Consider the following 22,950-nt stretch of genomic DNA (forward strand, 5'->3'; position numbering starts at 1 on the left):
TGCGCATTCCCTGCGCTCGAATCAAAAATAGAATCAGGATAGCCCACCCACATTATGCAGCGGACACCCAAGTCAGGAAAAACCCTGACGAATCAAATCACTGTACGGTTAACCATAAAGAATCAGAGAGTTGATTCCGTGGCAAGCCCCTATCAAAAGGGGAGCACGTTTCGAATCACTCAATAAGCACAAAAAAGCCCGGAATTTCAGTGGGAAATCCGGGCTTCTTAAGAATGGACTTTTTATAAGAATTCTTTCACTTCCCGCCCTTCGCGGAACAAGCCGAGCCGCTTAATCTCCCAATGAAGGCGAATGCCTGAATTCTCATAAACTTTAGCGCGAACTGTCTCGCCAAGCGTTTCAAGGTCATATCCGGTGGCGTCGCCGGCATTGATCATGAAGTTGCAATGCATCTCTGACATCTGCGCGCCACCCACGCGCAAGCCACGGCAACCAGCTTTATCAATTTCCTTCCACGCAGACGTGCCTTCAGGATTCTTGAAAGTTGAACCGCCCGTTTTTTCGCGCACAGGCTGCACCGTTTCGCGGTGATTCTGCACCGCATCCATAGCCTTCTGAATTTCGTCGCGGTCGCCCGGAATACCTTCAAACAGAGCCGAAGTGAAAATCAGCTCAGGCGATGCCGAGGAATGGCGATAGGCGTAGCCCATATCGGCGTTGGACAGGATATGCAGTTCACCCTTGCGATCCAGCGCACGTACTTCAACCACACGCTCGCGCGTTTCAACCCCATTGGCACCGGCATTCATGCGCAGAGCACCACCAATGCCACCGGGAATGCCATGGTAGAAGTGAAAGCCGCTGAGCCCCGCTTCAAGTGCTGCCGCTGCCACACGTTTATCCGGCGTCGCGGTCCCTGCTCTCAACTGGGTTTGCGAAACCTGCTCGACATGACCAAACCCCTTGGCAGACAGACGCACCACAAAGCCCGGGATTCCACCGTCACGCACCAAGAGATTGGAACCGATACCCACAACCAGAAGGGGAATCTCTTCCGGCACAGCCTTCAAAAATTCAGACAAATCTTCTTCATCAGCAGGCTGAAACAGAACCTGTGCAGGACCGCCGGCACGGAACCATGTAATCTTATCCATACCAGCATCCGGCGTCAGCTTGCCACGCAGTCCCGACAGCCTTCCATCAAGCTTCTTGAGAAGCGCCTCGCCGCTTTCCATTACTTTTTACCCTGTTCAGCCAGCTCTTTCGGCAATGCATAAGCCCATTGCGTGATACTGCCTGCACCCAGACAGACCACGAAATCCCCAGGTTCAGCAATAGATGCGACCAGTGGCGCCAAGGTTTCCGGCCCACTTGCAAAACGCGCATCGCGATGACCTGCCGTTTTGATACGAGAAACCAGCATTTCCGAATTCACACCCTCAATCGGGTCCTCACCTGCTGTATAAACCGGCATTACGATAACAGTGTCAGCGTCATTAAAGCACGCTGCAAACTCATCAAACAGGCTATGCAGGCGCGTGTAACGATGCGGCTGAACAATGCCGATCACACGACCCTTGGTTGCTTCACGCGCAGCCTTCAACACCGCGCGGATTTCAACCGGATGATGGCCATAGTCGTCGAAAATCTCAACGCCATTCCACGATCCCGTATGGGTGAAGCGACGCTTGACGCCACCAAATGCCCCAAGTCCACGACGAATATCGTCTGCCGAAATACCCAACTCATGTGCGACAGCAATCGCCGCCGTCGCATTGGAAACATTGTGCAGACCCGGCATTGGCAAGCGCAGATCCTTGATCTCGGTTGTTTCGCCCTTGCGCGAACGGATCAGGACGTCAAACAGGCTGACAGCGCCGTCCATGCGATGATTGACAAAACGCACATCAGCCTGCGGGTTCTGCCCATAAGTCACAATGCGACGATCTTCGATGCGGCTGACCAGAGCCTGCACTTCAGGATGATCAAGGCACATCACGCCAAACCCATAAAACGGCACATTCTCAACGAACTGCGCAAAAGCCGCGCGCACATTGTCGAAATTGCCATAGTGATCCAGATGTTCCGGATCGATATTGGTCACAACCGCAATATCGGCGGGAAGCTTAAGGAAGGTGCCATCGCTTTCATCGGCTTCAACAACCATCCAGTCGCCGTCCCCCATGCGTGCATTGGTGCCGTAAGCATTGATGATGCCGCCATTGATAACCGTCGGATCAAGATGACCAGCATCAAGCAGCGCTGCCACCATCGACGTGGTCGTGGTCTTGCCGTGCGTGCCGCCAATGGCAACCGCACGACGAAAGCGCATCAGCTCGGCCAGCATTTCCGCACGGCGAACGATCGGCAAAAGCTTTTCGCGCGCACTCACAAGTTCAGGATTGTTTTTGCGGATCGCCGTCGAGACAACGATGACTTCGGCATCGCCAATATTTTCGGCCTTGTGACCGACAAAGACTTCAATGCCCTTCTCGCGCAGACGCTGCACATTGGCGCTGTCCGACTGATCCGAACCCTGAACCTTATAGCCGAGATTGTGCAGCACTTCCGCAATGCCGCTCATGCCAATGCCGCCGATCCCGATAAAATGGACAAGCCCGATATTCAGCGGCATTTTCATGGCCGAGTTCCTTCTTTGAATTCCTGAACAGATTTACCTGCTGCAATAGCCTCTGCAAGATCGGCAAGCAACTGCGTGGCATCCGGCTTACCAACGCTTTTTGCCGCTTTTGCCTGCTGTTCGAGCCTTTCAGGCGCATTCATGGCTGAACAGATGATTTCGGCGAGCCGCTGCGGTGTAAGCTCTGCCTGACGCACGACATCGCAACCTCCTGCCGCAGCAAGGGCCGCCGCATTCGCAGCCTGATCATGATCAAGCGCATGCGGAAACGGCACCAGCATGGCCGGACGGCCAATCGCCGCAATTTCTGAAACGGTGGATGCGCCTGAGCGCGAAATCACAAAATGCGCATCTGCAATGCGCGCGGGCATGTCGTTGAAAAAGGGTGCCACATCGGCTGGAATTTTCAGCCTCTGATAGGCAGCACGGACGGATGCCTCGTCCTCTTTACGCGCCTGTTGTGTAATCAGCAGCCGTGCGCGTTCGCTCTCCGGCATAAGCGCAATTGCTTCGGGAATAGCATTTGAGAAAAACTGCGCACCCTGACTACCACCGAATACCAGAAGGCGAAAACGCTGCCCCTCTTTGGCTGGCTTATAAGACGTGTTGGCAGCCGCAAGCACAGGCGGGCGAACCGGATTGCCGGTCGCAACGATCTTGTCAGAAAAAGCACCGCTTGTTTCTGGCAGAAACCCACCAGCAATCGCTTTCACGCGTGAAGCCAATCCCTTATTGGCACGGCCCATGACAGCGTTCTGCTCATGGACAAGCGTCGGAATGCCCATATTGCCTGCTGCATAAAGCGGCGGCAATGTCGGATAGCCACCAAAGCCTGCGACAAGCTTCGGCTTGAGGCGACGAAACAATTTGCGGCTGTCGAGATTACCCTGCCACAACGACCACAATGTGCGTGCCAGCGCAATTGGATTGCGTCCGGCGATGGTGGCAGAGCGGATCACGTGCACATGGTCCTCTGCAAAGGCACCGGCAAAACGCTGCGCCCGTGCATCGGTCGCCAGATGCACGTCCCATCCGCGAGACTTCAATTCATGCGCCAGCGCTTCAGCTGGAAACAGATGACCGCCCGTTCCCCCGGCGGCCAATACGATTACGCCTTTTCCCATAATCCCCTCACAAAGCCGGAATGCGCTCACCCATACCAACCGTATGCGTCATGCGCGCTTCCGGGCGACGACGGGTCAGCGCCAGCAAAATGCCCATCGTGATTGCAATAGCGACCAGCGAGGAACCACCATAAGAAATGAATGGAAGCGTCATGCCCTTGGCAGGCATCAGATGCAGATTAACGGCCATGTTAATAATCGACTGGAAGCCGAACAGAATCACGATGCCCGACACAGCCAGACGTGTGAATGCGTCACGCTCGCGAAGCGCAATCGAAAGCCCGCGGATCACGATAAAAGCGAAAAGCGCCATGATGATCATGCAGAGAATGATGCCATATTCTTCTGCGGCAACTGAAAAGATAAAGTCGGTGTGACTGTCTGGAATACTGCGCTTGACGATGCCTTCACCCGGCCCCTGGCCGAACCAGCCACCGCGCAAAAGAGCCTCACGCCCCATATCCACCTGAAACGTATCACCTTCACCCGTCATAAAGCGATTAACACGGCCCGCAACGTGATCCAGTGTCATATAGGCACCGAAAGCACCGACCGCTGCAATACCGCCAAGGACCAGAATCCACAGCATCGGCAGACCGGCGAGGAAGAACATTGCACCCCATGTGCCGGTGGTAAGCATGGTCTGACCAAAGTCGGGCTGCAACATCAACAATCCGGCCGTCACACAAAACAGCATCATCGCCAGAAAATAGCCCGGCATCTCACCACCGCGTTCACGCTCGGAGAAAAGCCAGGCGCAGATGACCACAAAGGCTGGCTTCATGAATTCAGACGGCTGAATAGACAAGCCTGCAAGGCTCACCCATCGACGCGCACCCTTGATCTCGATACCCACAAAAAGTGCGGCCGCCATCAAAAACAGCGACACACAAAGCAGCACCAGCGCAAAGCGCCGGATCTGGCGTGGTGTCAAAAACGACACGCCAATCATCACAATCAGAGCCGGGATCATGAAGAAGATCTGCCGCTCAACAAAATGGAAGCTGTTAAGGCCAATGCGCTGTGCAACGGCAGGACTTGCCGCAAAGGACAACAGCACACCAAGCCCCATCAGAGCCAGACATGCAGCCAGAAAGTAACGGTCGATTGTCCACCACCAGTTGGCGACAGGACCACGGTCAACGCGACTTACCATCGGCTTTCCCTTCCAATTGGTTCAATACCGGGGAGCGTGAGAACGGTGGTGCGGAATGCATCACCACGTTTTTCAAAATTCTGAAACTGATCAAAGCTTGCACAAGCCGGTGAAAGCAGAACCACGGGTTCGCTTGCCGCATCATTGCCTGCATCGCGCGCGGCGTGCTCAACCGCAACAGCCAGCGTGTCGGAAATCTCAAATGGCACGGCGTCGCCCAGCGTCGCAGCAAACTGTGCTGCCGCTTCACCAATCAGATAGGCTTTTGTTATACGCGGAAAGAATTCCGACAAAGCGCTGATGCCGCCAGCCTTGGGTACACCGCCGGCGATCCAGTAAATATGATCAGCAAAAGACGACAACGCCGGAGCTGTCGCCTCCGCATTGGTCGCCTTTGAATCATTGACGAACAGAACCTTGCCGCGATGGCCAATCTGTTCCATGCGATGCGCAAGACCCGGAAAAGTTTTCAAACCCGCACGAATTTCTTCAATCGATAGGCCCACCGACAAACAGGCCGCAATTGCAGCCAACGCGTTCTGCGCATTATGCGCACCGCGCAAAGAGCCAATGCCTTCAAGGGAAGCCAGTTCTTCGGCTTTGCCATTTGTGGCACAATAAAGCTTTGCGCCTTCGGCGAAGCTTCCGTTTTCAAGCCGCTTATCCTTGGAGATCCTTGCAACGTTTACGCTGCTGCTTTCAAGACGATCTGCGATACCCGCACAATATGCATCATCCACGCCGATGATTGCCACGCCGCTATTCGCAACCAGCCGTTCTTTGATAGCGGCATAGTTTTCCATCGAGCCGTGGCGATCAAGATGATCCGGCGTCAGGTTCAGCAGAATACCGGCAGTCGGGTTCAGCGATGGTGCGAGATCAATCTGATAAGACGAGCACTCAACCACATAGAAACGGCCTGGCGCAGGCGCTTCCAATGTGAGGATTGCTGTACCGATATTGCCGCCGAGTTGCATGTCGCGGCCTGAAGCCTTGATGATATGGGCAATCAGTGCGGTTGTGGTGGATTTGCCGTTTGTGCCGGTGATGGCGATAAACGGACAATCGGGTGCAATATGATTGCGCTCGCGAACAAAGAGTTCGACATCACCAATAATTTCAACGGCATTTGCACGAGCCAGATCAACGCTCCAATGTGGCTTCGGATGGGTCAGCGGCACGCCGGGTGAAAGCACAAAGGCAGCGAACTGTGACCAGTCCGCCTGCCTCAAATCCCCCGTCGCAATGCCTGCGCTCTGCGCACGTGCCACACTGTCGGGATTATCGTCCCAGGCAATGATCTTCGCACCACCGGCAACGATTGCCTTGGCGGTGGCGATGCCCGACCCGCCCAGTCCGAAGAGGGCGATAGTCTTGTCTTTAAGGGCGGTGATCGGGATCATTCTGTTTGCCTTATCTCAGCTTCAATGTGGAAAGGCCGATCATGGCAAGGATAATTGCCACGATCCAGAAACGGATCACGACCTGACTTTCTGTCCAGCCCTTCTTTTCAAAATGATGATGAATGGGGGCCATCAGGAACACACGCTTGCCAGTGAGCTTGAACGAACCAACCTGAATAATGACCGAAAGTGCTTCCATGACAAAGAGGCCGCCAATGATGGCAAGAACGATTTCGTGCTTGGTCGCAACAGCAACCGTACCAAGCATACCGCCCAATGCCAGCGAGCCGGTATCACCCATGAAGATTGCAGCCGGAGGCGCATTGAACCAGAGAAAGCCAAGACCTGCGCCGATAACAGCACCCAGCACCACGGCCAGCTCGCCCGTACCCGGAACAAAATGGATCTGAAGGTAATCGGCAAAGATCGCATTACCCGAAAGATAGGCAATGAAGCCAAAAGATGCAGCCGCGACCATCACAGGCACGATAGCAAGACCATCAAGACCGTCAGTCAGGTTCACCGCATTGCCAGCGCCAACCATGACAAAGGCTGCCAATGGAATGAAGAACCAGCCAAGATTAAGCACAAACTGCTTCACAAACGGAAATGTCAGCGACGAGGAGAATGGCTCCTGCCCTGCCCGCATGATGATGAAGGCTGCAACGGCTGCAATCAGGAACTCGATAGCCAGACGTGATTTGCCGGAAAAACCTTTGTCCGACTGCTTCGTGACTTTCAGATAATCGTCATAAAAGCCGATGGCGCCAAAACCCACCGTGACCATCAACACAACCCAGACATAGATACTGGAAAGGTTGGCCCACAAAAAGCAGGAGACCAAAATACCGGTCATGATCATCAGGCCGCCCATGGTAGGCGTACCGGCTTTTTTGAAATGTGTCTGAGGACCGTCAGCGCGGATCGGCTGACCTTTTCCCTGTCGCACGCGCAGCGCATTGATGATCGTGGGGCCAAAAAGGAACACGATCAACGCCGAAGTGATCATCGCGCCGCCAGTGCGGAACGTGATGTAGCGGAACACGTTAAACGGTGTCACATGCTCGGCGAAGATTGAAAGAAGCATCAACATGCGGAGAAAAATCCCTCAAAAACTGCTACTCGGCAGGCACCACTGGCGGAAACTGGCTGGTCAGCGCCTTGACGATTTTGGAGAAGCCAATCCCCTTGGATGATTTCACCATGACAACATCGCCGGGACGCACAGCCTTCGTCACCAGCGGCAACAATTCATCGGTGCTCTGCCTGTATTCGACGTGAATTTCAACCGGCAAAGCATTTTTGAGCACCGACATTTCGCGTCCGCCGATATAAACCGCGTTCACTTCTGCATCGACAATGGGACGCGCAAGATCAGCATGAAGCTTCCCGGACTGACGACCAAGCTCCAGCATATCACCAAGAACAGCGATGCGGCGTCCACGCGGTCCTTGCGGCGGGGTGGCCTGCAAAAGCGAAAGAGAAGCGCGCATCGAGGTCGGATTGGCATTGTAACTTTCATCGATCAGCGTGAAGGAACCACCGTCTGGATGTTCCAGCACATGGCGTGCACCGCGTCCGCCTTCAGCGGTCAGCGTTGCCATGGCGATGGCAACCTTGGCCATATCTGCACCAACAAGATGAGCGGCGCCAAGAACCGCAAGCATATTCTGCACAATATGCCGTCCCGGCATACCGACTTTGACGACGGCTTCTTCATCACCGATCTTCACCGTCATACAGGAGCAGGTCGGATGCATCTTCACTTCACGCAGGCGGTAGTCAGAACGGGCATTTTCACCGAAAGTCACCACATGTTCGACGCCTGCCTGCGCAGCGAGGTCTTCAAGCTGCTTGAAACGCTTGTCGTCGCGGTTGAGCAACGCATAACCGCCCGGCACAACACCTTCAAAAATCTCGGCTTTGGCTGTTGCAATTTCTTCAAGATTGGCGAAATGGCCAAGGTGGGCCGGAGCAATCAAAGTAATCAGTGCTACATGCGGACGAACCATTTTCACCAGCGGGCGAATTTCGTCATGATGGTTCATGCCGATTTCGAACACACCATAATCTGTATCGGCAGGCATACGGGCGAGCGTCAGCGGCACACCCCAGTGATTGTTAAATGACGCGACCGATGCGTGAACTTTGCCGCAATCAGCCAGCACATGACGCAACGCTTCCTTCGTCGTTGTTTTTCCCACAGACCCGGTCACGGCAATGATCTGCGCTCTGGAGCGCGCACGCGAGGCAATACCAAGCTTGATCAACGCTTCAAGGACATCATCAACCACGATCATCGGCACTTTGAGATTGCCAAGAGCAGGCAGACGGGATTCGTTGACCACCAGAAGACCAGCACCAGCAGCCATGGCCGCTGTTGCAAAGTCATGACCGTCAAACAATTCACCCTTAATTGCGAAAAACGCTTCGCCCTCTTTCAACGTGCGGCTATCAATAGAAATGCCGGTAATTCCGGCAGGCATGGTGCCAACAGGACGACCTTCCATGGCCTCGACCATATCGGCAGATGCCCAAAGCCAGTCACTCATTTCTTATTCTCCTCAAGACGTGCAGCAAGCGCTGCCGCCACTTCCGCATGATCGGAGAAAGGAAGCGTAAGGTCACCGACGATCTGGCCTTCCTCGTGGCCTTTGCCCGCAACAACCAGCGTATCGCCGGGCATCATCATCGACACAGCGGTAAAGATCGCTTCACGCCGATCGCCAATTTCGGTCGCACCGGGCGCCGCAGCCATAATTTCCGAACGGATCTGTGCAGGCACTTCCGAGCGTGGATTGTCGTCAGTCACGATCGCAACATCCGCCAGACGCGCAGCGATTTCTCCCATGATCGGGCGCTTGCCCTTGTCGCGATCGCCGCCACAGCCAAACACCACGATGACGCGGCCAGTCGTGAATGGGCGCACCGATGTGAGAACATTTTCAAGTGCTTCCGGCTTATGCGCATAATCCACATAGGCAGGAGCGCCCTCTTCCGTGGCACCAACCAGATCAAGACGGCCCGGCGCCCCTTTAAGGCGTTCAAGCGCACGCATGGCGGCTGCAACCGGAACACCTGTGACCATGGCAAGGCCAGCTGAAACAAGCGCATTGGCAACCTGAAAATCACCGGCCAACGGCAATTCAATCTCAAATATTTCATCGCCAATACGCACTTCAACGTGCTGGCGGAAGCGCTCATGCTCAACACGTTTGATGGTGATGAAATCACCCTTGCGGCCGACTGTCTTCACATCGCAACCAGCAGCTTTTGCCGCTTCTATTGCCTGGGGCGAGAACTGGTCATCTGCAAAAATGATTGCAGGCGATCCCTTTGGCAGCAAAGTGTCGAACAGGCGCATCTTGGCATGCAGATATTCTTCGATCGTCGCATGATAATCCATGTGATCGCGACCAAGATTGGTGAAAGCACCTGCGGCCAACTTCACACCATCAAGACGACGCTGATCAAGACCATGCGATGACGCTTCCATCGCGGCATGGGTCACACCTTCATCGGCCAGTTCTGCGAGCACACGCTGCAACTCAACCGGATCCGGTGTTGTCAGCGAGTTGTAATCGCTGCGCGTTGGCGAAAATACGCCTGTGGTCCCGATATTGGCAGCCGGAAAACCCGCATAAGCCCAAATCTGGCGCGTAAACGAAGCGACAGACGTCTTGCCGCTGGTGCCTGTCACTGCAACCATGACCTCAGGTTGCTTGCCGTAAAACTGTGCGCTGGCAACCGCCAGCGCATGGCGTGGATCTTCCACATGCACAACGGGTACGGCTGCATTGCTAATAATCGTATCTTTACCGGCAATGATCGCAGCAGCGCCACGGCTGATAGCATCCGCAGCAAAAACAGCACCATCGGCCTTCACACCTTTGAGCGCGGCAAAAAGAAAACCGCGCTGCACTTTCCGGGAGTCCGACGTAACACCCGTGATTTCCAGATCACCCGCCGAACCGGAGGTAAGTTCCTTAAAAAGTGCGATGTCTTTCAACTTCATGGTCATACCAATTCCAGTTACAGTGTGCAGACGGTCAGGTTTTACATGCAATTGCACAAATCAGTCATTTGCAGAATCAGCAAAGGCCAATTCAGACTCTGCTGGCGCAAATTCGAGTCGAAAATCGGGCTTTACTCCCAAAAAAGTGGCTGAACGGCGAATAATGTCAGCCACCATTGGCGCAGCATTGAGACCGGCGGTTGCGCTATACTTGCCTTCTTCCGGTTTCGGTTCGTCGATAATCGTCAGAACGACATAGGTTGGATCGTCCATCGGGAAGGATGCAAGGAAGGCGTTGAAGCGCACATCTTTCGAATAACGGCCATGCACAACCTTTTCAGCCGTGCCGGTTTTGCCGCCAACGCGATAGCCCTGAACGGTGGCGCGCTTGCCAGAACCGCCGGGCGCTGTCGCGTTCAAACGATAGAGATAGCGCATATCGGCGGAAACCTGCGGATGGATGACCTGCTTTGCAACCTTATTGGCTTCAGCCTGGGTTCGGGTCAGGAAGGTTGGTTCAATCAGCTTGCCACCATTCATCAATGCTGCCGCGCCCACTGCTGTCTGAAGCGGTGTCGTCATCATGCCGTGACCAAACGCAATGGTCATGGAGTTAACTTTCTTCCAGACGCGTGGTTCGACAGGACGGGCAACTTCTGGCAACTCCGTCTCCATGCGGTCCAGCAAACCCATTTTCTTCAAAAATGCGCGATGGCCTTCAATGCCCACAACATTGGCCTCATGACCAGAGCCAATATTGGAAGAGAAGATGAAAACCTCTGGCAGCGTCAACACACGGCCCTTACCGTGGAAGTCGCGGATCGTCTGGCGACCAATCACCAGCGGACGCGATGCATCGATGCGCGAATTAAGCGTAAATTTACCCGAGTCGAGCGCCATTGCCGTGGTGAAGCTCTTGATCGTCGAGCCCATTTCATAGGTGCCTGCCGACATACGGTTGAGGCGATCCTTATCAAGCGCATGCACGGGATTGTTCGGATCAAAATCCGGCACCGAAGCCATGGCGATCACTTCGCCGGTCTTCACATTGAGAACGACAGCACCCGCTGCAATTGCGCGATACCGTTCAACAGCCTTCACCAGCACGTCACGCATGATGTGCTGCACGCGAATATCAATGGAAAGCTTGACCGGTTCCAGCGATTGTGCCGTCGCCATACCCGCAGCGCGCAGATCGCTCAGGCCCTGACTGTCGATATATTTCTCCATGCCGGCAATGCCCTGGTTATCGACATTGACGAGGCCAAGAATATGCGAAGCGGTCGGACCACCGGGATAAAAACGACGCTTTTCGGTGCGAAAACCAATGCCCGGAACACCGAGCGCCATGATCTGGCTCTGCTGACGCGGTGTCAGGCCACGCTTGATCCAGACAAAACCCGCACCGCTCTTCAGACGACGATAGGTCGTTTCCCAATCAAGATCAGGAATGACCGTTGAAAGCAGTTCAATGGTTTCATCGGGATCGACAATCTTGCGCGGTTCGGCGAAAAGCGATGATGTTTTAATGTCAGTGGCAAGAATTTCGCCATTGCGATCCAGAATATCGGGTCGCGATGCAAGCTGATGCACTGCTGGACCGTTTGACTCCTCATCTTCGCCGCCGATCACACCAAAATAGACCAGCTTCCCACCGATCACACCATAAATGCCAACGAAGCAGACAATCGCCATCCAAAGACGATTGCGGGCACGGTTGCCGTTCTTTTTACGCGAGCCGACAAACGCCATATTGCCAGCCGGCTCCATGCCGTCATGAATGTTCTGTTTGTTCTTTTTGGAAAACCCGAGCTTCAGCCGCATGATCAGTGCCTCGCTCCATTTTTCTTGATGCTTCCTGTGGTCGTTGCGTCTGGCTTCAGAACACCGCTTGCGACCAGTTCGTCACTGCCGGAAATCAGCTTCTGAATGTCGTCCAGCTGACGCTCAGGAATATCTTCAACGCCCATAGCAAACTGTTCAGCTTCAATGGGTGCAAGTTTCAACTCGTCCGCATAAACACCAACAAGGCTCTGCAAACGGCCCGGCTGTCTCATCAATGCCCAATCCGCGCGCAACAGCGTAATCGTGTCCTTTTCGGAATCGATCTGGCGCTTCAATTTTGCAATGACAGCGATCTGCCGTTCCGCATCATATTTGATGGTATAGGTGATCGTTGCTGCCACCAGCATCGCCGCTATCATGATGAGTTCAAAAGTACGCAGCACTCGTTCAACTCCGGGTCAGTTCATGCGTTTCAGGCAGCTTTGGCAGCCCGAACAGCGAAAGATCATCTTCAAGAGGCGGATTTTCAGTTCTCACACCCGCACGCAATTTTGCGGAACGGGCACGAGGATTGCGCTCTTCTTCTTCAACACTCGGCCCAACAGCCCCCTTCACCGCAGCCGTAAAGCTGGGAAGACGCACGTGGGTTTCCGGCAGATGCCGCGATCCGGCACTGCCACCGGCGCGATCTGCAAAGTAACGCTTGACCATCCGGTCTTCGAGCGAGTGGAAGGTTACGACCACCAGACGGCCACCCGGTTTAAGAACGCGTTCTGCCGCAAGCAGTGCACGCGCCAATTCACCAAGCTCGTCATTCACATAAATGCGCAGCGCCTGAAACACACGCGTTGCCGGATGAATAGGCACTTTCGGATTGCGCCCGACCAGCGCTTCAATGGCATTGGCGAGATCAAGCGTGCGTGTGAAAGGCTGCGCTTCGCGCCGCTTTTCAATCATGCGCGCGATACGCCCCGCATGGCGTTCCTCGCCAAGAAAATTAAAGATGCGCGCCAGATCACCCATCTTCAGGCGGTTCACCACATCGGCAGCACTTGGCCCCTTGCGGGACATGCGCATGTCGAGCGGACCATCTTTCTGAAATGAAAACCCACGCTCAGCTTCATCGATTTGCATCGATGAGACACCAATATCAAGCACAACACCATCAACTTTCGCGCCGTCGCCCAGAACCTGCTCAACAGCCTGATCCAGCCTGGAAAACTGGCTTTCAACCAGCGTAAGCCGATCATCGAACTGCCTGACCATGGCCTGTCCGGCGTCAATCGCGGTGGGATCACGGTCGATTGCAATAACATTCGCCCCCTGCTCCAGAACGCACCGCGTGTAACCCCCTGCACCGAATGTGCCATCGACGATTATTTTGCCGGTTTCGGGCTTCAGGGCATCAATCACTTCGGAGATAAGCACCGGAACGTGACGGACCTGAGCCCCTTCGGCTTGAGATTGGTCTCCGCCGAGGCTAGCCATCATCACGGTCCTTTCCCGGGATCACGTCCCGCTATCCTGTGTTTTCTTTCGAATTCCGGCCAATTTCAAACGGCCGCCGATTTGACGGATTCGTTCAAACAGTTATCGGATATTAAGCTTAATGAACCGTTATGCTTTGCTCTGCCCAATCAAAAAACCGGAACTTATAGAAAAGTTTTGTTGCCCCGATTTCACGTGATTCAGGCATCCAAAACCGCGCTTCCGGCGTGCGGTCAATTCGTCCAATACCTAGATTGAACAATCACACTGATATGAAAAACGCTCAATGAACAGCAGTTGACGGCAAACCATACAAACGTTATTTATTGCAAATAATTCGCAATTGCATTTTGGAAACATGACGCATGGCATTTAAGATGCCCCTTCGGGGAAATACGCCTCCCGCTCCGCAAGACGTTACATTTGAAGGCTGGCGTCGGGAACGGGGCGAAGCCTCAATGTCGGATGTCCACCGGTCAGTCCGTGTCAACCGCTCCGGCTCGAAATTTCGCCGTGCCATGGCCTTTTTCGGGCCTGGCTACCTGGTTGCTGTCGGCTATATGGACCCCGGCAACTGGGCCACTTCGCTCGCGGGCGGATCACGCTTCGGCTACACGCTTTTGTCAGTCGTGCTGCTTTCAAATCTCATGGCCGTTCTGTTGCAAGCGCTGTGTACCCGGCTTGCGGTTGCTACGGGTCGTGATCTTGCGCAGGCCTGCCGCGATGCCTATCCGCGTTTTCTCGCTTGGCCTTTGTGGTTTCTGGCAGAACTTGCCATCTGTGCCACAGACCTCGCCGAAGTGATCGGAACGGCAATCGGTCTTAATCTGCTTTTCGGTATTCCGCTGGAAATCGGTGTCATCCTGACTGCCGCCGACGTGCTTCTTGTACTCTATTTGCAGAACAAGGGCTTCCGCCGTGTCGAAGCACTGATCATTACCTTACTCGGTGTGATCGCTGTCTGCTTTCTGATCCAGATACTGATGGCACAGCCCCATTGGGGTGAGGTGATCCGCGGGTTTGCACCAACCACGGAAATCATACGCAACCCGGATATGCTTTATATAGCATTGGGCATTATCGGTGCGACGGTCATGCCACATAACCTGTATCTGCATTCAGGCATTATCCAAACCCGTGATTACGGTCACACCTTACCGGAAAAGCGGGAAGCCATTCGCTATGCGACACTCGATTCGACAATTGCACTGACCTTCGCTTTGCTGGTCAACGCGTCGATCCTCATTCTTGCAGCGGCCAGCTTCAATGCGACCCGCAATACAGGCGTCGAGGATCTCGATAAGGCACACGCGTTGCTCAATCCGCTGCTCGGTTCAGCGCTTGCCCCGACGCTTTTCGCAATCGCATTGCTTTGTTGCGGGTTAAACTCGACCATCACCGCGACAATGGCTGGCCAGATCGTGATGGAAGGCTTTATCGACATCAAGCTCAAACCATGGCTGCGCCGCGCCATCACCCGCTTTGTCGCCATCGTACCAGCAGCCATCGTCACCATTATGTATGGCTCCGAAGGAACGAGCGAACTTCTGATCCTGTCGCAGGTCGTGCTCAGCTTGCAATTGCCTTTTGCGGTCATCCCGCTGGTTATGTTCACGGCAGAAAAGAAAAAAATGGGGGCGCTCACAGCGCCACGCTGGGTGACCTTGCTTGCCGCAATCACAGCAGCCATCATCGTCGTGCTGAACATGAAACTGATCTACGATTTCTTCACCGGAGCACCGATCTGAAATGGGAAGCGGCTTTCCAGCCCGGAAAGCCGCTGACTTTTTATTTGACGGCTGAATTGCCGCCATCAGCATAGAGTGCTGAACCAGTAACGAAACTTGACATCGGCCCCGCGAGAAATAACGCCGCCTGAGCAATTTCTTCGGGCTGCGCAATCCGCTTCATTGCATGCAGGCCTGCTGCCCATTCTTTCTGCGCATCGTTGCCTGCCATCGGCGTATCAACTCCGCCCGGCAAAAGCGCGTTGGCTCTGATGCCTTGGGACCCATAGTCTGCGGTGATGCCTTTCACCAATCCCATCAAGCCAGCCTTTGCAGCACCATAAAGTGCCATTCCTGGAATGCCGACACTGCTGCCGACAAAGGTTGATGTGAAAATGATTGAACCGCCGCCAGACCTGAGCATTGACGGTATCTGCGATTTTGCACCGAGAAATGCCGATGTCAGATTACCGGCGATCACATTGTTCCAATCATCAAGGCTTGCCTCTGCCATCGGTACGACGGGACCGACAGTGCCTGCATTATTAAAGGCAATATCAAGACGGCCGAACACGTTCTGCGCTACGGCTATGAGTTTTTCATGTGTTTCAGAATGAGAAGCGTCACCCGCCACATAATACGCTTCACCACCAAGCTCTTTGATAGTATGCGCTACCGCTTCAAGCCCTAACTTGTTACGCGCATTCAAAACAACAGATGCCCCCTCAGACGCAAACAACATTGCCGCAGCACGCCCTATTCCTGATGATGCGCCAATAATGATTGCGACCTTATCTTTTAAACTCGACATAGAAACCTCCTTGATTGGGAGGCCCCGCAATAGATATGCAACACGCACACAACTATCCGTTTCCTGCGATCAAATAAAAATGTCGATTAGCGGATACGGGGAAGAAAAAGTGTCAGTCGGTCTATAAGCCGGGTTTTGTATGGCCGGACTTACGTCCAACGTGGCAGCCATTCATCTGGGACGGATGTCGCCACCCGCCTCTTGCAACCCACCCGGACGGCTGATCCGGAAACTGATTGCCGATCCTTGCGGACCGGCGCGCCGTCCCTATTCGGTTTTGCTCCCAATGGGGTTTACCGTGCCGCCTGTGTTGCCACCGGCGCGGTGGGCTCTTACCCCACCCTTTCACCCTTACCCCGTCATCCCTGCCGCTTTGACAAGCGGTACGGAAGACGGGGCGGTCTGCTTTCTGTGGCACTGTCCCTGGGGTCGCCCCCGCCGGGCGTTACCCGGCATCGTGTTTCCATGGAGCCCGGACTTTCCTCACCTGCCGCCTTTCGGCATATGACAAGCGCGGCTGCCCGACCGACTGACGGCCGCGTATATAACACGTTCGGACTAGCTGGGAACCGTGTTTCGAAAAAATCTGCACACAACAGAAAAGCCGGCAGCGAAACCGCTACCGGCTTTTCGTTCACATCATCGACCTGAAACTCAACGCGGCCGACAAAGTAAATTTAATTATTAAAGGCCAGCCATATAAGACTTAACCGAGCTGCAATATTTTGCAGAGGTCGGGTTCATGCGCTTGGCGCCATGACCGGCATTATACTTGAGGATCGTACCGCACGTCGTGCCGCCGCCAAGCTTCTGTGCCTGAGCGAGATATTTCATACCATACTGGATATTGGTCGATGGCTCATAAAGCCCCTTGGCAGAGCCGGAATAACCCAAGCTGCGCGCCGTGGAGAGTTTAATCTGCATGAGGCCGATCTCGCCAGCCTTGCCACGAACATTTGGCTGAAAATTGCTTTCATGACGCACAACGGCATGCGCAAGCGAGGACGGCACACCATAGGTCGCAGCATAACGATTGATAATCTGGGAATAAGGCTTGCCGGACTTCTCTACAGACTGTGAAGCCGTACCGTCTGCCTTGGAGCGCTTCGCGCCTTTAGCATTCGGCGCAGAACGCCTGGTAACCACGGAAGCCTTTTTGGCTGTCTGTCTTGGCTCTGCATTCGCGGAGCGCGATTTATTTTCTGCCTTATTGGCTTCAGCCATCTTGTTCTGTGCCCGAGCCTTAAGCAGGTCCGTCAGATTGGTTGGCTCATTAAGCGGAGCACTCATCGCAGAATTAAGACCAAAGGAACTCACGGCGCCAATAAGGGCGCATACAACAACAAATTTTACTTTCATGACCTACCGTCTTGGATTGCTTATGGGCATTGCTGGTCTTGGGGGCAGCAGTGCCGTTTATTTATGATCCCGCTCACAAACTCTTGCCCGCTTATCAAAGCTGGGCCCGCTCGTCACAGCCGGGAATGGCAGCTCATTTGACGGGCAAATGCAGCCGAAGATTGGTTCGGGAAGTAAAATAGTCTTACAGGTTGTAATAAACCCTGTCACAATCCGTGATGCGCGCAGCAGTAGAAAACCACCACTACCCAAAGATGCATCCGCTCTAGTTTAATGAAATTGTTACAGAAATATGAAACTTATACCTGTGCCATGAGAGAACAGATCAAAGCTCTTAAGCGGTAACGTTTTGCAATGAAAAAATCAGCCTATAGAGGGTATCGATCGTGGATACATCGGCCACGCCGTCCACATTCTGTGTTCGAAAACGTCGTTGAAACGCCTTAATCACGGTCTCGGTAGCCTCATCAAACACACCATTGATCTCAATTTTGTAGCCATAAAGCGCTAGCATGGATTGCAAAGCCTCGACGGGTTGCCCCTGCTCGCCACGCGCGAGAAAACGTCCGCCACGAATGGCTGTCGGTTCAATGTGATGGGCTAGCCCTGCTTCATGCAGGCGCTTCCATGGAAAATTGTGGCCAGGATCTGTCTTGCGTTCTGGCGCTATATCTGAGTGCGCGAGAACATGCTCGGGGCGGATGCCATAACGCTCGCAGATGCTTCGGCAAAGCTCAATGACGGCTTCAATCTGGCGATCGGCGAAGGGCGGGTAGTTTTCTAACTCACCCGGATTGACGATCTCAATGCCGATCGAAGCCGAATTAATGTCGGTTTCGCCTTTCCAGAAACTTTTCCCTGCATGCCATGCGCGCGCCTTTTCAGAAACCATCTGCACTACGCGGCCATCTTCATGGACAAGGTAATGGGCCGAGACTTCCCTCTCGGGCGACTTGAGAATATCAAGCGCCTCCTGAGCGGTCGCGAGGCCGGTATAATGCAGGATAAGATAGGTCGGCGTCTTGCCATCCTTGCGGATACCAAAATTCGGCGATGCATCGACAGTCGCGGCTGGATAATCGGGCTTTTCCAAAGCGAGTGCCGCCAGGAGTTCTTCTTCTGATGTATCTGGGCTGCTCATGCGGCTTCCAACTGTTTTTCTACGCTTGCCCAGGCTGCATTGATGGCAGCAAGGCGTGTATTTGCAATCTTGATGAATTCAAGCGGAAGACCTTCCGCAACAAGCCGGTCAGGATGATGCTCTTTGACCAATGAACGATACCGCTTGCGCGCATCCTCAAACGAAACACCCCGCACCAGACCCAGTATGGCATAGGGGTCGCCCTCGCCTTGGTTGACATGGCGCAGAGCAATACGCTCGAAACCTTCCTCATCAAAGCCGAATATCTCGGCAACACTTGAGAGGAACGCCATTTCTTTCTCATGCACATAACCGTCGGCCGTTGCGATATGGAACAGACCGTCGAGAATGTCTTCCAGCAAATGACAATTATCATCGCCTTCACGGCAAAGGCCAGCAAGCTGACGCGCGTAGCTCTCATAGCCTGCAACGTCCTGCTGTGCGAGATTATAGAGCCGGACCACATGAGCATGCTCTTCGGGTGGAACAGAAAAAATATTCTGGAATGCCCGAAACTCGTCCTGGGTAACAACGCCATCAGCTTTCGCCATTTTGGCTGCAAGAGCGATCATCGCGATGGAAAAAGCAACACGCCTGCGCGTATCTGCATCCCCTTCAAAAACCGTTCGCACAGCCTCAATCACGCTTGAAATAGCGTTCAGCGTTAAGGAAGTGACAAACTCACCGATGCGGCCCCAGATCGACATGAATCGTTTCTATAGAATTCCGTAATGACTGGAAACAACAACCCGCTGCAAAACAGAAAAAACAATAAACTGGAAGAATATAGGCTTGGCAGCGCCGATTATTGCGCTGCCTGACGAGACTCAAACGACCGCTGAGCTGCGCTCGCTGCCGCTTCACCTGCGGCCTGCGCCTGTTGTTCGCTCTGGCCAACAGCCTTGGCTGCCGCTTCCGCATTCGCGCGCGCCCGGTCAATAGCGGCTTTCTGCTCTTCCGGCGTCATAACGCCGGAATTATCCTGCAAAGCCTTTATCAAGTTCGGGCCATCCTGCTCTGGCGCAGGTGCAGACGTTGTTTGCTCTTCCTGAGAAGGAACGGCAGCCTGCTCATCCTCCCCTTTGCCGCAAGCGGCAAGGGCAACCAGAACAATAGCGGAAATCAAAAACAAAAAATGGCGGCTCATAACAAAAGACATAACCGAAGAAAGCCGGCGTTTGAACATGGAAAACGCAGTTATACTGTCTTTATTATCAACCGCTGCGGAATTATCCATCATCTTCGCTCCTTACGGGGCGAATGGCGGCCCGCCAACCGGACCGCCATTCACTTATCAGCAAACAAAGCTGACGCAAAATCAACTGAACTGCCCCTTAATTTGCAGGCGGCGTGCCGGTCGTACCTGGCGTTGCCGGCGCAGGAGCAGGTGTCGAAGGTGGGGTCGCCGGTGGGGTCGCAGGTGGAGTCATTGTGTCATTGTTAGCAGGCGCAGCCGGCGCTTCAGGCGAAGGCGATGCCGGTGCCTTGCTGGCATCGTTGGAATTGTCGCTGCATGCTGCAAGCCCCAAAAACGATACGGCAGCAACCGAAGCAATTAAAAACTTCTTCATGATGGCTATCCTTCCCTAAAAAAACAGCGTTGTGGGGACTGATCCAACGCGCATTGTTTCTCGTGCCTGACCGGTTAACGGCCAATCACCCTATTAAGACATCGTCACATCACTTTTTCGTCCCCGGTGATGCTTGGCGACGCTCTCAACATCACAGGACAAAACGGCGAGTATGCGGAAAGGTTCTCTCAATTAGTCTTACGACTGGTAACAAACCGCCATAATAACAAAGTGGTAACCATATTTTTCCGTCGCGTGCCGATAACCCGAAAGGGTTCAACTTGAGCAGAAACACCGCAGCGGCCTCTCGGGGCGCGCTTTTAAAATAAGGGAACGGGAATTTCCCCCTCTCAATCGCCGCAACACAATCTATTTCCCGCAAGTTTTTGCGAGCATAACTGATGACGTTGATACACGGATCGCGTAACCGTTGTTAAAATTGATTCGCGACAACGGGATCCCTGTATGAACCGTATGGCCAACCGCAGCATTCTAGCCCTTGGCATGTTACTTCTGGCCGGCTGCACCACAGTCGACTACGATTTTGCCGATGTTAAAAAATCCGGCAGTTCGATGCAGCAAATGGCGCGCCCCACAGGTTCCATAAACGCGCCACGTTTTGATGATCGCAAGCCATTTGAATGGACTGGGCGCACTCCGTGGCATTATCCGATCCACGGTACGGATGTTTCCAAATATCAGGTCGATGTCGACTGGAATGCGGTGCGGCGCAGCGGCATTTCCTTTGCCTTTATCAAGGCAACAGAAGGTGGTGATCGCCTCGATGATCGTTTTGCCGAACACTGGAACGGCGCAAAACAGGCTGGCATTCCACGCAGTGCCTATCACTTCTATTATTTCTGCCGTCCAGCCATCGAACAGGCCCGTTGGTACATTCAGAATGTTCCGCGCGATCCCAATGCCTTACCCCCTGTCCTCGACATGGAATGGAATGCGCATTCCCCCACCTGTAAGCTGAGGCCGAACGAAGCCATCGTGCGCAAGGAAATGAAGATTTTCCTCAATGCCGTTGAAAAACATTACGGTAAGCGTCCCATCATCTACACGACCGTCGATTTCTTTGATGAGAATAATCTCAATCAGCTGCACGGTTATCCATTCTGGCTGCGCTCAACTGCGGGCCATCCAACGGAAAAATATGGGCCGCATCCGTGGACCTTCTGGCAATATACCGGCACCGGCACCATTCCGGGTATCAAGGGTGATGCAGATATCAACGTGTTTGCGGGCAGCGCCAGCGCCTGGAAAAAGTGGCTGGAAAGCAACAAGGTCCGTTAACTCGGCATCAAATGAGAGCGCATACTAAGTTTCGCTTCATTTCCATGACGTGATGAGGCACTAAAGCGGCGTGCGTCCGGTTGGACGCACAAAGGACGCTCTACATTATTGAGTTTAAGCATAGAGCTTTCCAAAAACGATTTCGATTTTTGGGCCGATGCTTTAGATTTTGGAAATAAATGGGGAAGTTCTTTCTCTTTTAATTGTGAGTTCTCTCGATGAAACTTATCGCTTCAGTGATGGCTGCCGCTTTACTGGCATCAACTGCAATTTCGCCTGCGCTCGCCTCTCCGGGTCCAGATGCTGCAACCAATGCGGCCAATCTGCCTAAGCCGGAATGCGAGATCGATTATGGTCAGTGGATGGATAATCTGACCAAGGAAGCGCGCGCAGCAGGCGTGGGTGAAAAGGGCATTGCCGAACTGCACAAGGCCTCGCTTGAACAGAAAGTTCTCGACCGTGACCGTAAACAGACGGTCTTCAACCTGACATTCACCGAATTCTCGAAGCGCCTGATTTCTGAAGCGCGCCTGAAGAACGGCCAGAATAACCTCGTCAAATATGCCGATGTTTTCAAGAAGGTCGAAGACACGTATGGCGTGCCGGGTCCGGTGCTTGCAGCCTTCTGGGGGCTCGAAACCGATTATGGCGCCATTCAGGGCGATTTCGATACGCTGAACGCGCTTGTGACACTTTCTTACGATTGCCGCCGCCCGGAACTCTTTCGTCCGCAGCTGATCGCCCTTCTCAAGCTTTTCGACACCGGCGTTGTCGATGCGGCGACAACAGGCGCATGGGCCGGTGAAATCGGCATGATGCAGCTTCTGCCGAAGGATTATCTTGAACGCGGCGTCGACGGTGACGGCGATGGCAAGGTCGATCTCAAGAACAGCGTTCCTGACGCGATGATGACCGCTGGCCGCATGATTTCCGAACTCGGCTGGAAGCGTGGCGAGCCTTGGCTCGAAGAAGTACGCATCACCAAAGATCTGCCATGGGAAGAATCCATCCGCACCAATCGCAAGCCGCATTCATGGTGGGCAGAACAAGGTGTAGTCGGGCTTAATGGACCGCTTGGCCCTGATGATGGCGATGCATCGCTGTTGCTGCCACTGGGCCGCAAGGGACCTGCCTTCCTGTCTTATGCAAACTTCGATGTTTTTGTGGAATGGAACAAGTCGATCGTTTATGCGACGACCGCTGCTTATTTCGCCACCCGCCTTGCAGGTGCGCCAGCCTTCAATCCCGGCAACCCCGATCAGGGCCTGACGCAGGACCAGATGAAGGAACTCCAGACCAAGCTTCAGGCGCGTGGCTATGATATGGGCAAGATTGATGGCGTCTTCGGTGTGTTAACCCGCGATGCGGTCCGTACCGAGCAATTGCGTCTTGGAATGCCTGCCGATTCCTGGCCAACACCTGAACTGCTCGAAAAGCTTTAATTTCAGAATAAATCAAAGGCGCGGACA

20 protein-coding genes and 1 other RNA gene are annotated in these 22,950 nt (G+C 53.9%); 4 read left to right on the forward strand and 17 right to left on the reverse strand.

What is annotated here, in order from left to right:
- Nucleotides 1–242: 242 nt before the first annotated feature.
- The 11 genes from murB to rsmH are packed head-to-tail and all read right to left on the reverse strand — an operon-like array spanning nt 243 to nt 13,576.
- Nucleotides 243–1,196, reverse strand: coding sequence for a UDP-N-acetylmuramate dehydrogenase (gene murB, locus VBH83_RS10335; RefSeq protein WP_396997561.1), 954 nt, complete (start codon nt 1,194–1,196; stop codon nt 243–245).
- Nucleotides 1,196–2,602, reverse strand: a complete 1,407-nt coding sequence (murC, locus tag VBH83_RS10340; RefSeq protein ID WP_396997563.1) for a UDP-N-acetylmuramate--L-alanine ligase — start codon at nt 2,600–2,602, stop codon at nt 1,196–1,198. Before murC ends, murB begins: the two co-directional genes overlap by 1 nt.
- Complete coding sequence (gene murG / locus VBH83_RS10345; RefSeq protein ID WP_396997565.1) at nt 2,599–3,726, reverse strand: undecaprenyldiphospho-muramoylpentapeptide beta-N-acetylglucosaminyltransferase; 1,128 nt, start codon at nt 3,724–3,726, stop codon at nt 2,599–2,601. Before murG ends, murC begins: the two co-directional genes overlap by 4 nt.
- 7 nt (nt 3,727–3,733) lie before the next feature.
- Nucleotides 3,734–4,882 (reverse strand): putative lipid II flippase FtsW, encoded by a 1,149-nt coding sequence (gene ftsW / locus VBH83_RS10350; protein ID WP_265985424.1) that lies wholly within the window; start codon nt 4,880–4,882, stop codon nt 3,734–3,736.
- On the reverse strand, nt 4,876–6,285 hold the full coding sequence (gene murD, locus VBH83_RS10355; RefSeq protein WP_396997567.1) for a UDP-N-acetylmuramoyl-L-alanine--D-glutamate ligase: 1,410 nt from the start codon (nt 6,283–6,285) through the stop codon (nt 4,876–4,878). The genes ftsW and murD overlap by 7 nt, the downstream gene beginning before the upstream one ends.
- 10 nt (nt 6,286–6,295) lie before the next feature.
- On the reverse strand, nt 6,296–7,378 hold the full coding sequence (gene mraY, locus VBH83_RS10360) for a phospho-N-acetylmuramoyl-pentapeptide-transferase (RefSeq protein ID WP_265985426.1): 1,083 nt from the start codon (nt 7,376–7,378) through the stop codon (nt 6,296–6,298).
- A gap of 25 nt (nt 7,379–7,403) precedes the next feature.
- The gene (locus VBH83_RS10365; protein WP_396997570.1) at nt 7,404–8,837 is read right to left on the reverse strand and encodes a UDP-N-acetylmuramoylalanyl-D-glutamyl-2,6-diaminopimelate--D-alanyl-D-alanine ligase; all 1,434 of its coding nucleotides are present in this window, start codon (nt 8,835–8,837) and stop codon (nt 7,404–7,406) included.
- Nucleotides 8,834–10,306, reverse strand: a complete 1,473-nt coding sequence (locus VBH83_RS10370) for a UDP-N-acetylmuramoyl-L-alanyl-D-glutamate--2,6-diaminopimelate ligase (protein ID WP_396997572.1) — start codon at nt 10,304–10,306, stop codon at nt 8,834–8,836. The genes VBH83_RS10365 and VBH83_RS10370 overlap by 4 nt, the downstream gene beginning before the upstream one ends.
- Nucleotides 10,307–10,360: 54 nt before the next feature.
- Nucleotides 10,361–12,124, reverse strand: coding sequence for a peptidoglycan D,D-transpeptidase FtsI family protein (locus tag VBH83_RS10375; RefSeq protein WP_396997574.1), 1,764 nt, complete (start codon nt 12,122–12,124; stop codon nt 10,361–10,363).
- 2 nt (nt 12,125–12,126) lie between these two features.
- Nucleotides 12,127–12,528, reverse strand: coding sequence for a hypothetical protein (locus tag VBH83_RS10380; RefSeq protein WP_265985430.1), 402 nt, complete (start codon nt 12,526–12,528; stop codon nt 12,127–12,129).
- Between the two features lie 4 nt (nt 12,529–12,532).
- The gene (gene rsmH, locus VBH83_RS10385; protein ID WP_265985486.1) at nt 12,533–13,576 is read right to left on the reverse strand and encodes a 16S rRNA (cytosine(1402)-N(4))-methyltransferase RsmH; all 1,044 of its coding nucleotides are present in this window, start codon (nt 13,574–13,576) and stop codon (nt 12,533–12,535) included.
- 374 nt (nt 13,577–13,950) lie between these two features.
- Between rsmH and VBH83_RS10390 the strand changes: the two genes are divergently transcribed.
- Nucleotides 13,951–15,321, forward strand: coding sequence for an Nramp family divalent metal transporter (locus tag VBH83_RS10390; protein ID WP_396997624.1), 1,371 nt, complete (start codon nt 13,951–13,953; stop codon nt 15,319–15,321).
- 40 nt (nt 15,322–15,361) lie between these two features.
- On the opposite strand, the gene VBH83_RS10395 is transcribed toward VBH83_RS10390, so the two are convergent.
- The 6 genes from VBH83_RS10395 to VBH83_RS10420 all read right to left on the reverse strand — a co-directional run bounded on the left by VBH83_RS10395 (nt 15,362) and on the right by VBH83_RS10420 (nt 19,848).
- Nucleotides 15,362–16,111, reverse strand: a complete 750-nt coding sequence (locus tag VBH83_RS10395) for an SDR family oxidoreductase (RefSeq protein WP_396997576.1) — start codon at nt 16,109–16,111, stop codon at nt 15,362–15,364.
- Nucleotides 16,112–16,219: 108 nt separating this feature from the next.
- Nucleotides 16,220–16,644, reverse strand: an RNA gene (gene rnpB, locus VBH83_RS10400) — RNase P RNA component class A.
- 151 nt (nt 16,645–16,795) lie between these two features.
- The gene (locus VBH83_RS10405; protein ID WP_396997578.1) at nt 16,796–17,470 is read right to left on the reverse strand and encodes a lytic transglycosylase domain-containing protein; all 675 of its coding nucleotides are present in this window, start codon (nt 17,468–17,470) and stop codon (nt 16,796–16,798) included.
- A gap of 334 nt (nt 17,471–17,804) precedes the next feature.
- Nucleotides 17,805–18,611 carry an N-acetylmuramoyl-L-alanine amidase gene (locus VBH83_RS10410; protein WP_396997580.1) on the reverse strand — a complete coding sequence of 269 codons (807 nt, stop codon included), beginning with the start codon at nt 18,609–18,611 and terminating at the stop codon, nt 17,805–17,807.
- Nucleotides 18,608–19,318 (reverse strand): TerB family tellurite resistance protein, encoded by a 711-nt coding sequence (locus VBH83_RS10415; RefSeq protein ID WP_396997582.1) that lies wholly within the window; start codon nt 19,316–19,318, stop codon nt 18,608–18,610. The genes VBH83_RS10410 and VBH83_RS10415 overlap by 4 nt, the downstream gene beginning before the upstream one ends.
- A 98-nt stretch (nt 19,319–19,416) precedes the next feature.
- Nucleotides 19,417–19,848 (reverse strand): hypothetical protein, encoded by a 432-nt coding sequence (locus VBH83_RS10420; RefSeq protein ID WP_396997626.1) that lies wholly within the window; start codon nt 19,846–19,848, stop codon nt 19,417–19,419.
- A 113-nt stretch (nt 19,849–19,961) separates the two neighbouring features.
- Between VBH83_RS10420 and VBH83_RS10425 the strand changes: the two genes are divergently transcribed.
- The 3 genes from VBH83_RS10425 to VBH83_RS10435 all read left to right on the forward strand — a co-directional run bounded on the left by VBH83_RS10425 (nt 19,962) and on the right by VBH83_RS10435 (nt 22,923).
- Nucleotides 19,962–20,201 carry a hypothetical protein gene (locus VBH83_RS10425; RefSeq protein ID WP_265985436.1) on the forward strand — a complete coding sequence of 80 codons (240 nt, stop codon included), beginning with the start codon at nt 19,962–19,964 and terminating at the stop codon, nt 20,199–20,201.
- A 446-nt stretch (nt 20,202–20,647) separates the two neighbouring features.
- Nucleotides 20,648–21,481, forward strand: a complete 834-nt coding sequence (locus tag VBH83_RS10430) for a GH25 family lysozyme (RefSeq protein ID WP_265985437.1) — start codon at nt 20,648–20,650, stop codon at nt 21,479–21,481.
- Nucleotides 21,482–21,699: 218 nt separating this feature from the next.
- Complete coding sequence (locus VBH83_RS10435; protein ID WP_396997585.1) at nt 21,700–22,923, forward strand: lytic murein transglycosylase; 1,224 nt, start codon at nt 21,700–21,702, stop codon at nt 22,921–22,923.
- Nucleotides 22,924–22,950 lie beyond the last annotated feature (27 nt).

Origin of the sequence: Ochrobactrum sp. S1502_03 (assembly GCF_044435015.1) — a bacterium.
Taxonomy (GTDB): domain Bacteria; phylum Pseudomonadota; class Alphaproteobacteria; order Rhizobiales; family Rhizobiaceae; genus Brucella; species Brucella chromiisoli.

Bases quoted from the DNA above. Each gene is read 5' to 3' on its own strand.
- VBH83_RS10370 (WP_396997572.1), bottom strand. From the start codon at position 10,306: ATGACCATGAAGTTGAAAGACATCGCACTTTTTAAGGAACTTACCTCC.
- VBH83_RS10430 (WP_265985437.1), top strand. From the start codon at position 20,648: ATGAACCGTATGGCCAACCGCAGCATTCTAGCCCTTGGCATGTTACTT.
- rsmH (WP_265985486.1), bottom strand. From the start codon at position 13,576: ATGATGGCTAGCCTCGGCGGAGACCAATCTCAAGCCGAAGGGGCTCAG.
- murD (WP_396997567.1), bottom strand. From the start codon at position 6,285: ATGATCCCGATCACCGCCCTTAAAGACAAGACTATCGCCCTCTTCGGA.
- VBH83_RS10415 (WP_396997582.1), bottom strand. From the start codon at position 19,318: ATGTCGATCTGGGGCCGCATCGGTGAGTTTGTCACTTCCTTAACGCTG.
- VBH83_RS10420 (WP_396997626.1), bottom strand. From the start codon at position 19,848: ATGGATAATTCCGCAGCGGTTGATAATAAAGACAGTATAACTGCGTTT.
- VBH83_RS10375 (WP_396997574.1), bottom strand. From the start codon at position 12,124: ATGCGGCTGAAGCTCGGGTTTTCCAAAAAGAACAAACAGAACATTCAT.
- murG (WP_396997565.1), bottom strand. From the start codon at position 3,726: ATGGGAAAAGGCGTAATCGTATTGGCCGCCGGGGGAACGGGCGGTCAT.
- VBH83_RS10405 (WP_396997578.1), bottom strand. From the start codon at position 17,470: ATGAAAGTAAAATTTGTTGTTGTATGCGCCCTTATTGGCGCCGTGAGT.
- murC (WP_396997563.1), bottom strand. From the start codon at position 2,602: ATGAAAATGCCGCTGAATATCGGGCTTGTCCATTTTATCGGGATCGGC.
- mraY (WP_265985426.1), bottom strand. From the start codon at position 7,378: ATGTTGATGCTTCTTTCAATCTTCGCCGAGCATGTGACACCGTTTAAC.
- VBH83_RS10410 (WP_396997580.1), bottom strand. From the start codon at position 18,611: ATGAGCAGCCCAGATACATCAGAAGAAGAACTCCTGGCGGCACTCGCT.
- VBH83_RS10395 (WP_396997576.1), bottom strand. From the start codon at position 16,111: ATGTCGAGTTTAAAAGATAAGGTCGCAATCATTATTGGCGCATCATCA.
- VBH83_RS10435 (WP_396997585.1), top strand. From the start codon at position 21,700: ATGAAACTTATCGCTTCAGTGATGGCTGCCGCTTTACTGGCATCAACT.
- ftsW (WP_265985424.1), bottom strand. From the start codon at position 4,882: ATGGTAAGTCGCGTTGACCGTGGTCCTGTCGCCAACTGGTGGTGGACA.
- murB (WP_396997561.1), bottom strand. From the start codon at position 1,196: ATGGAAAGCGGCGAGGCGCTTCTCAAGAAGCTTGATGGAAGGCTGTCG.
- VBH83_RS10390 (WP_396997624.1), top strand. From the start codon at position 13,951: ATGCCCCTTCGGGGAAATACGCCTCCCGCTCCGCAAGACGTTACATTT.
- VBH83_RS10365 (WP_396997570.1), bottom strand. From the start codon at position 8,837: ATGAGTGACTGGCTTTGGGCATCTGCCGATATGGTCGAGGCCATGGAA.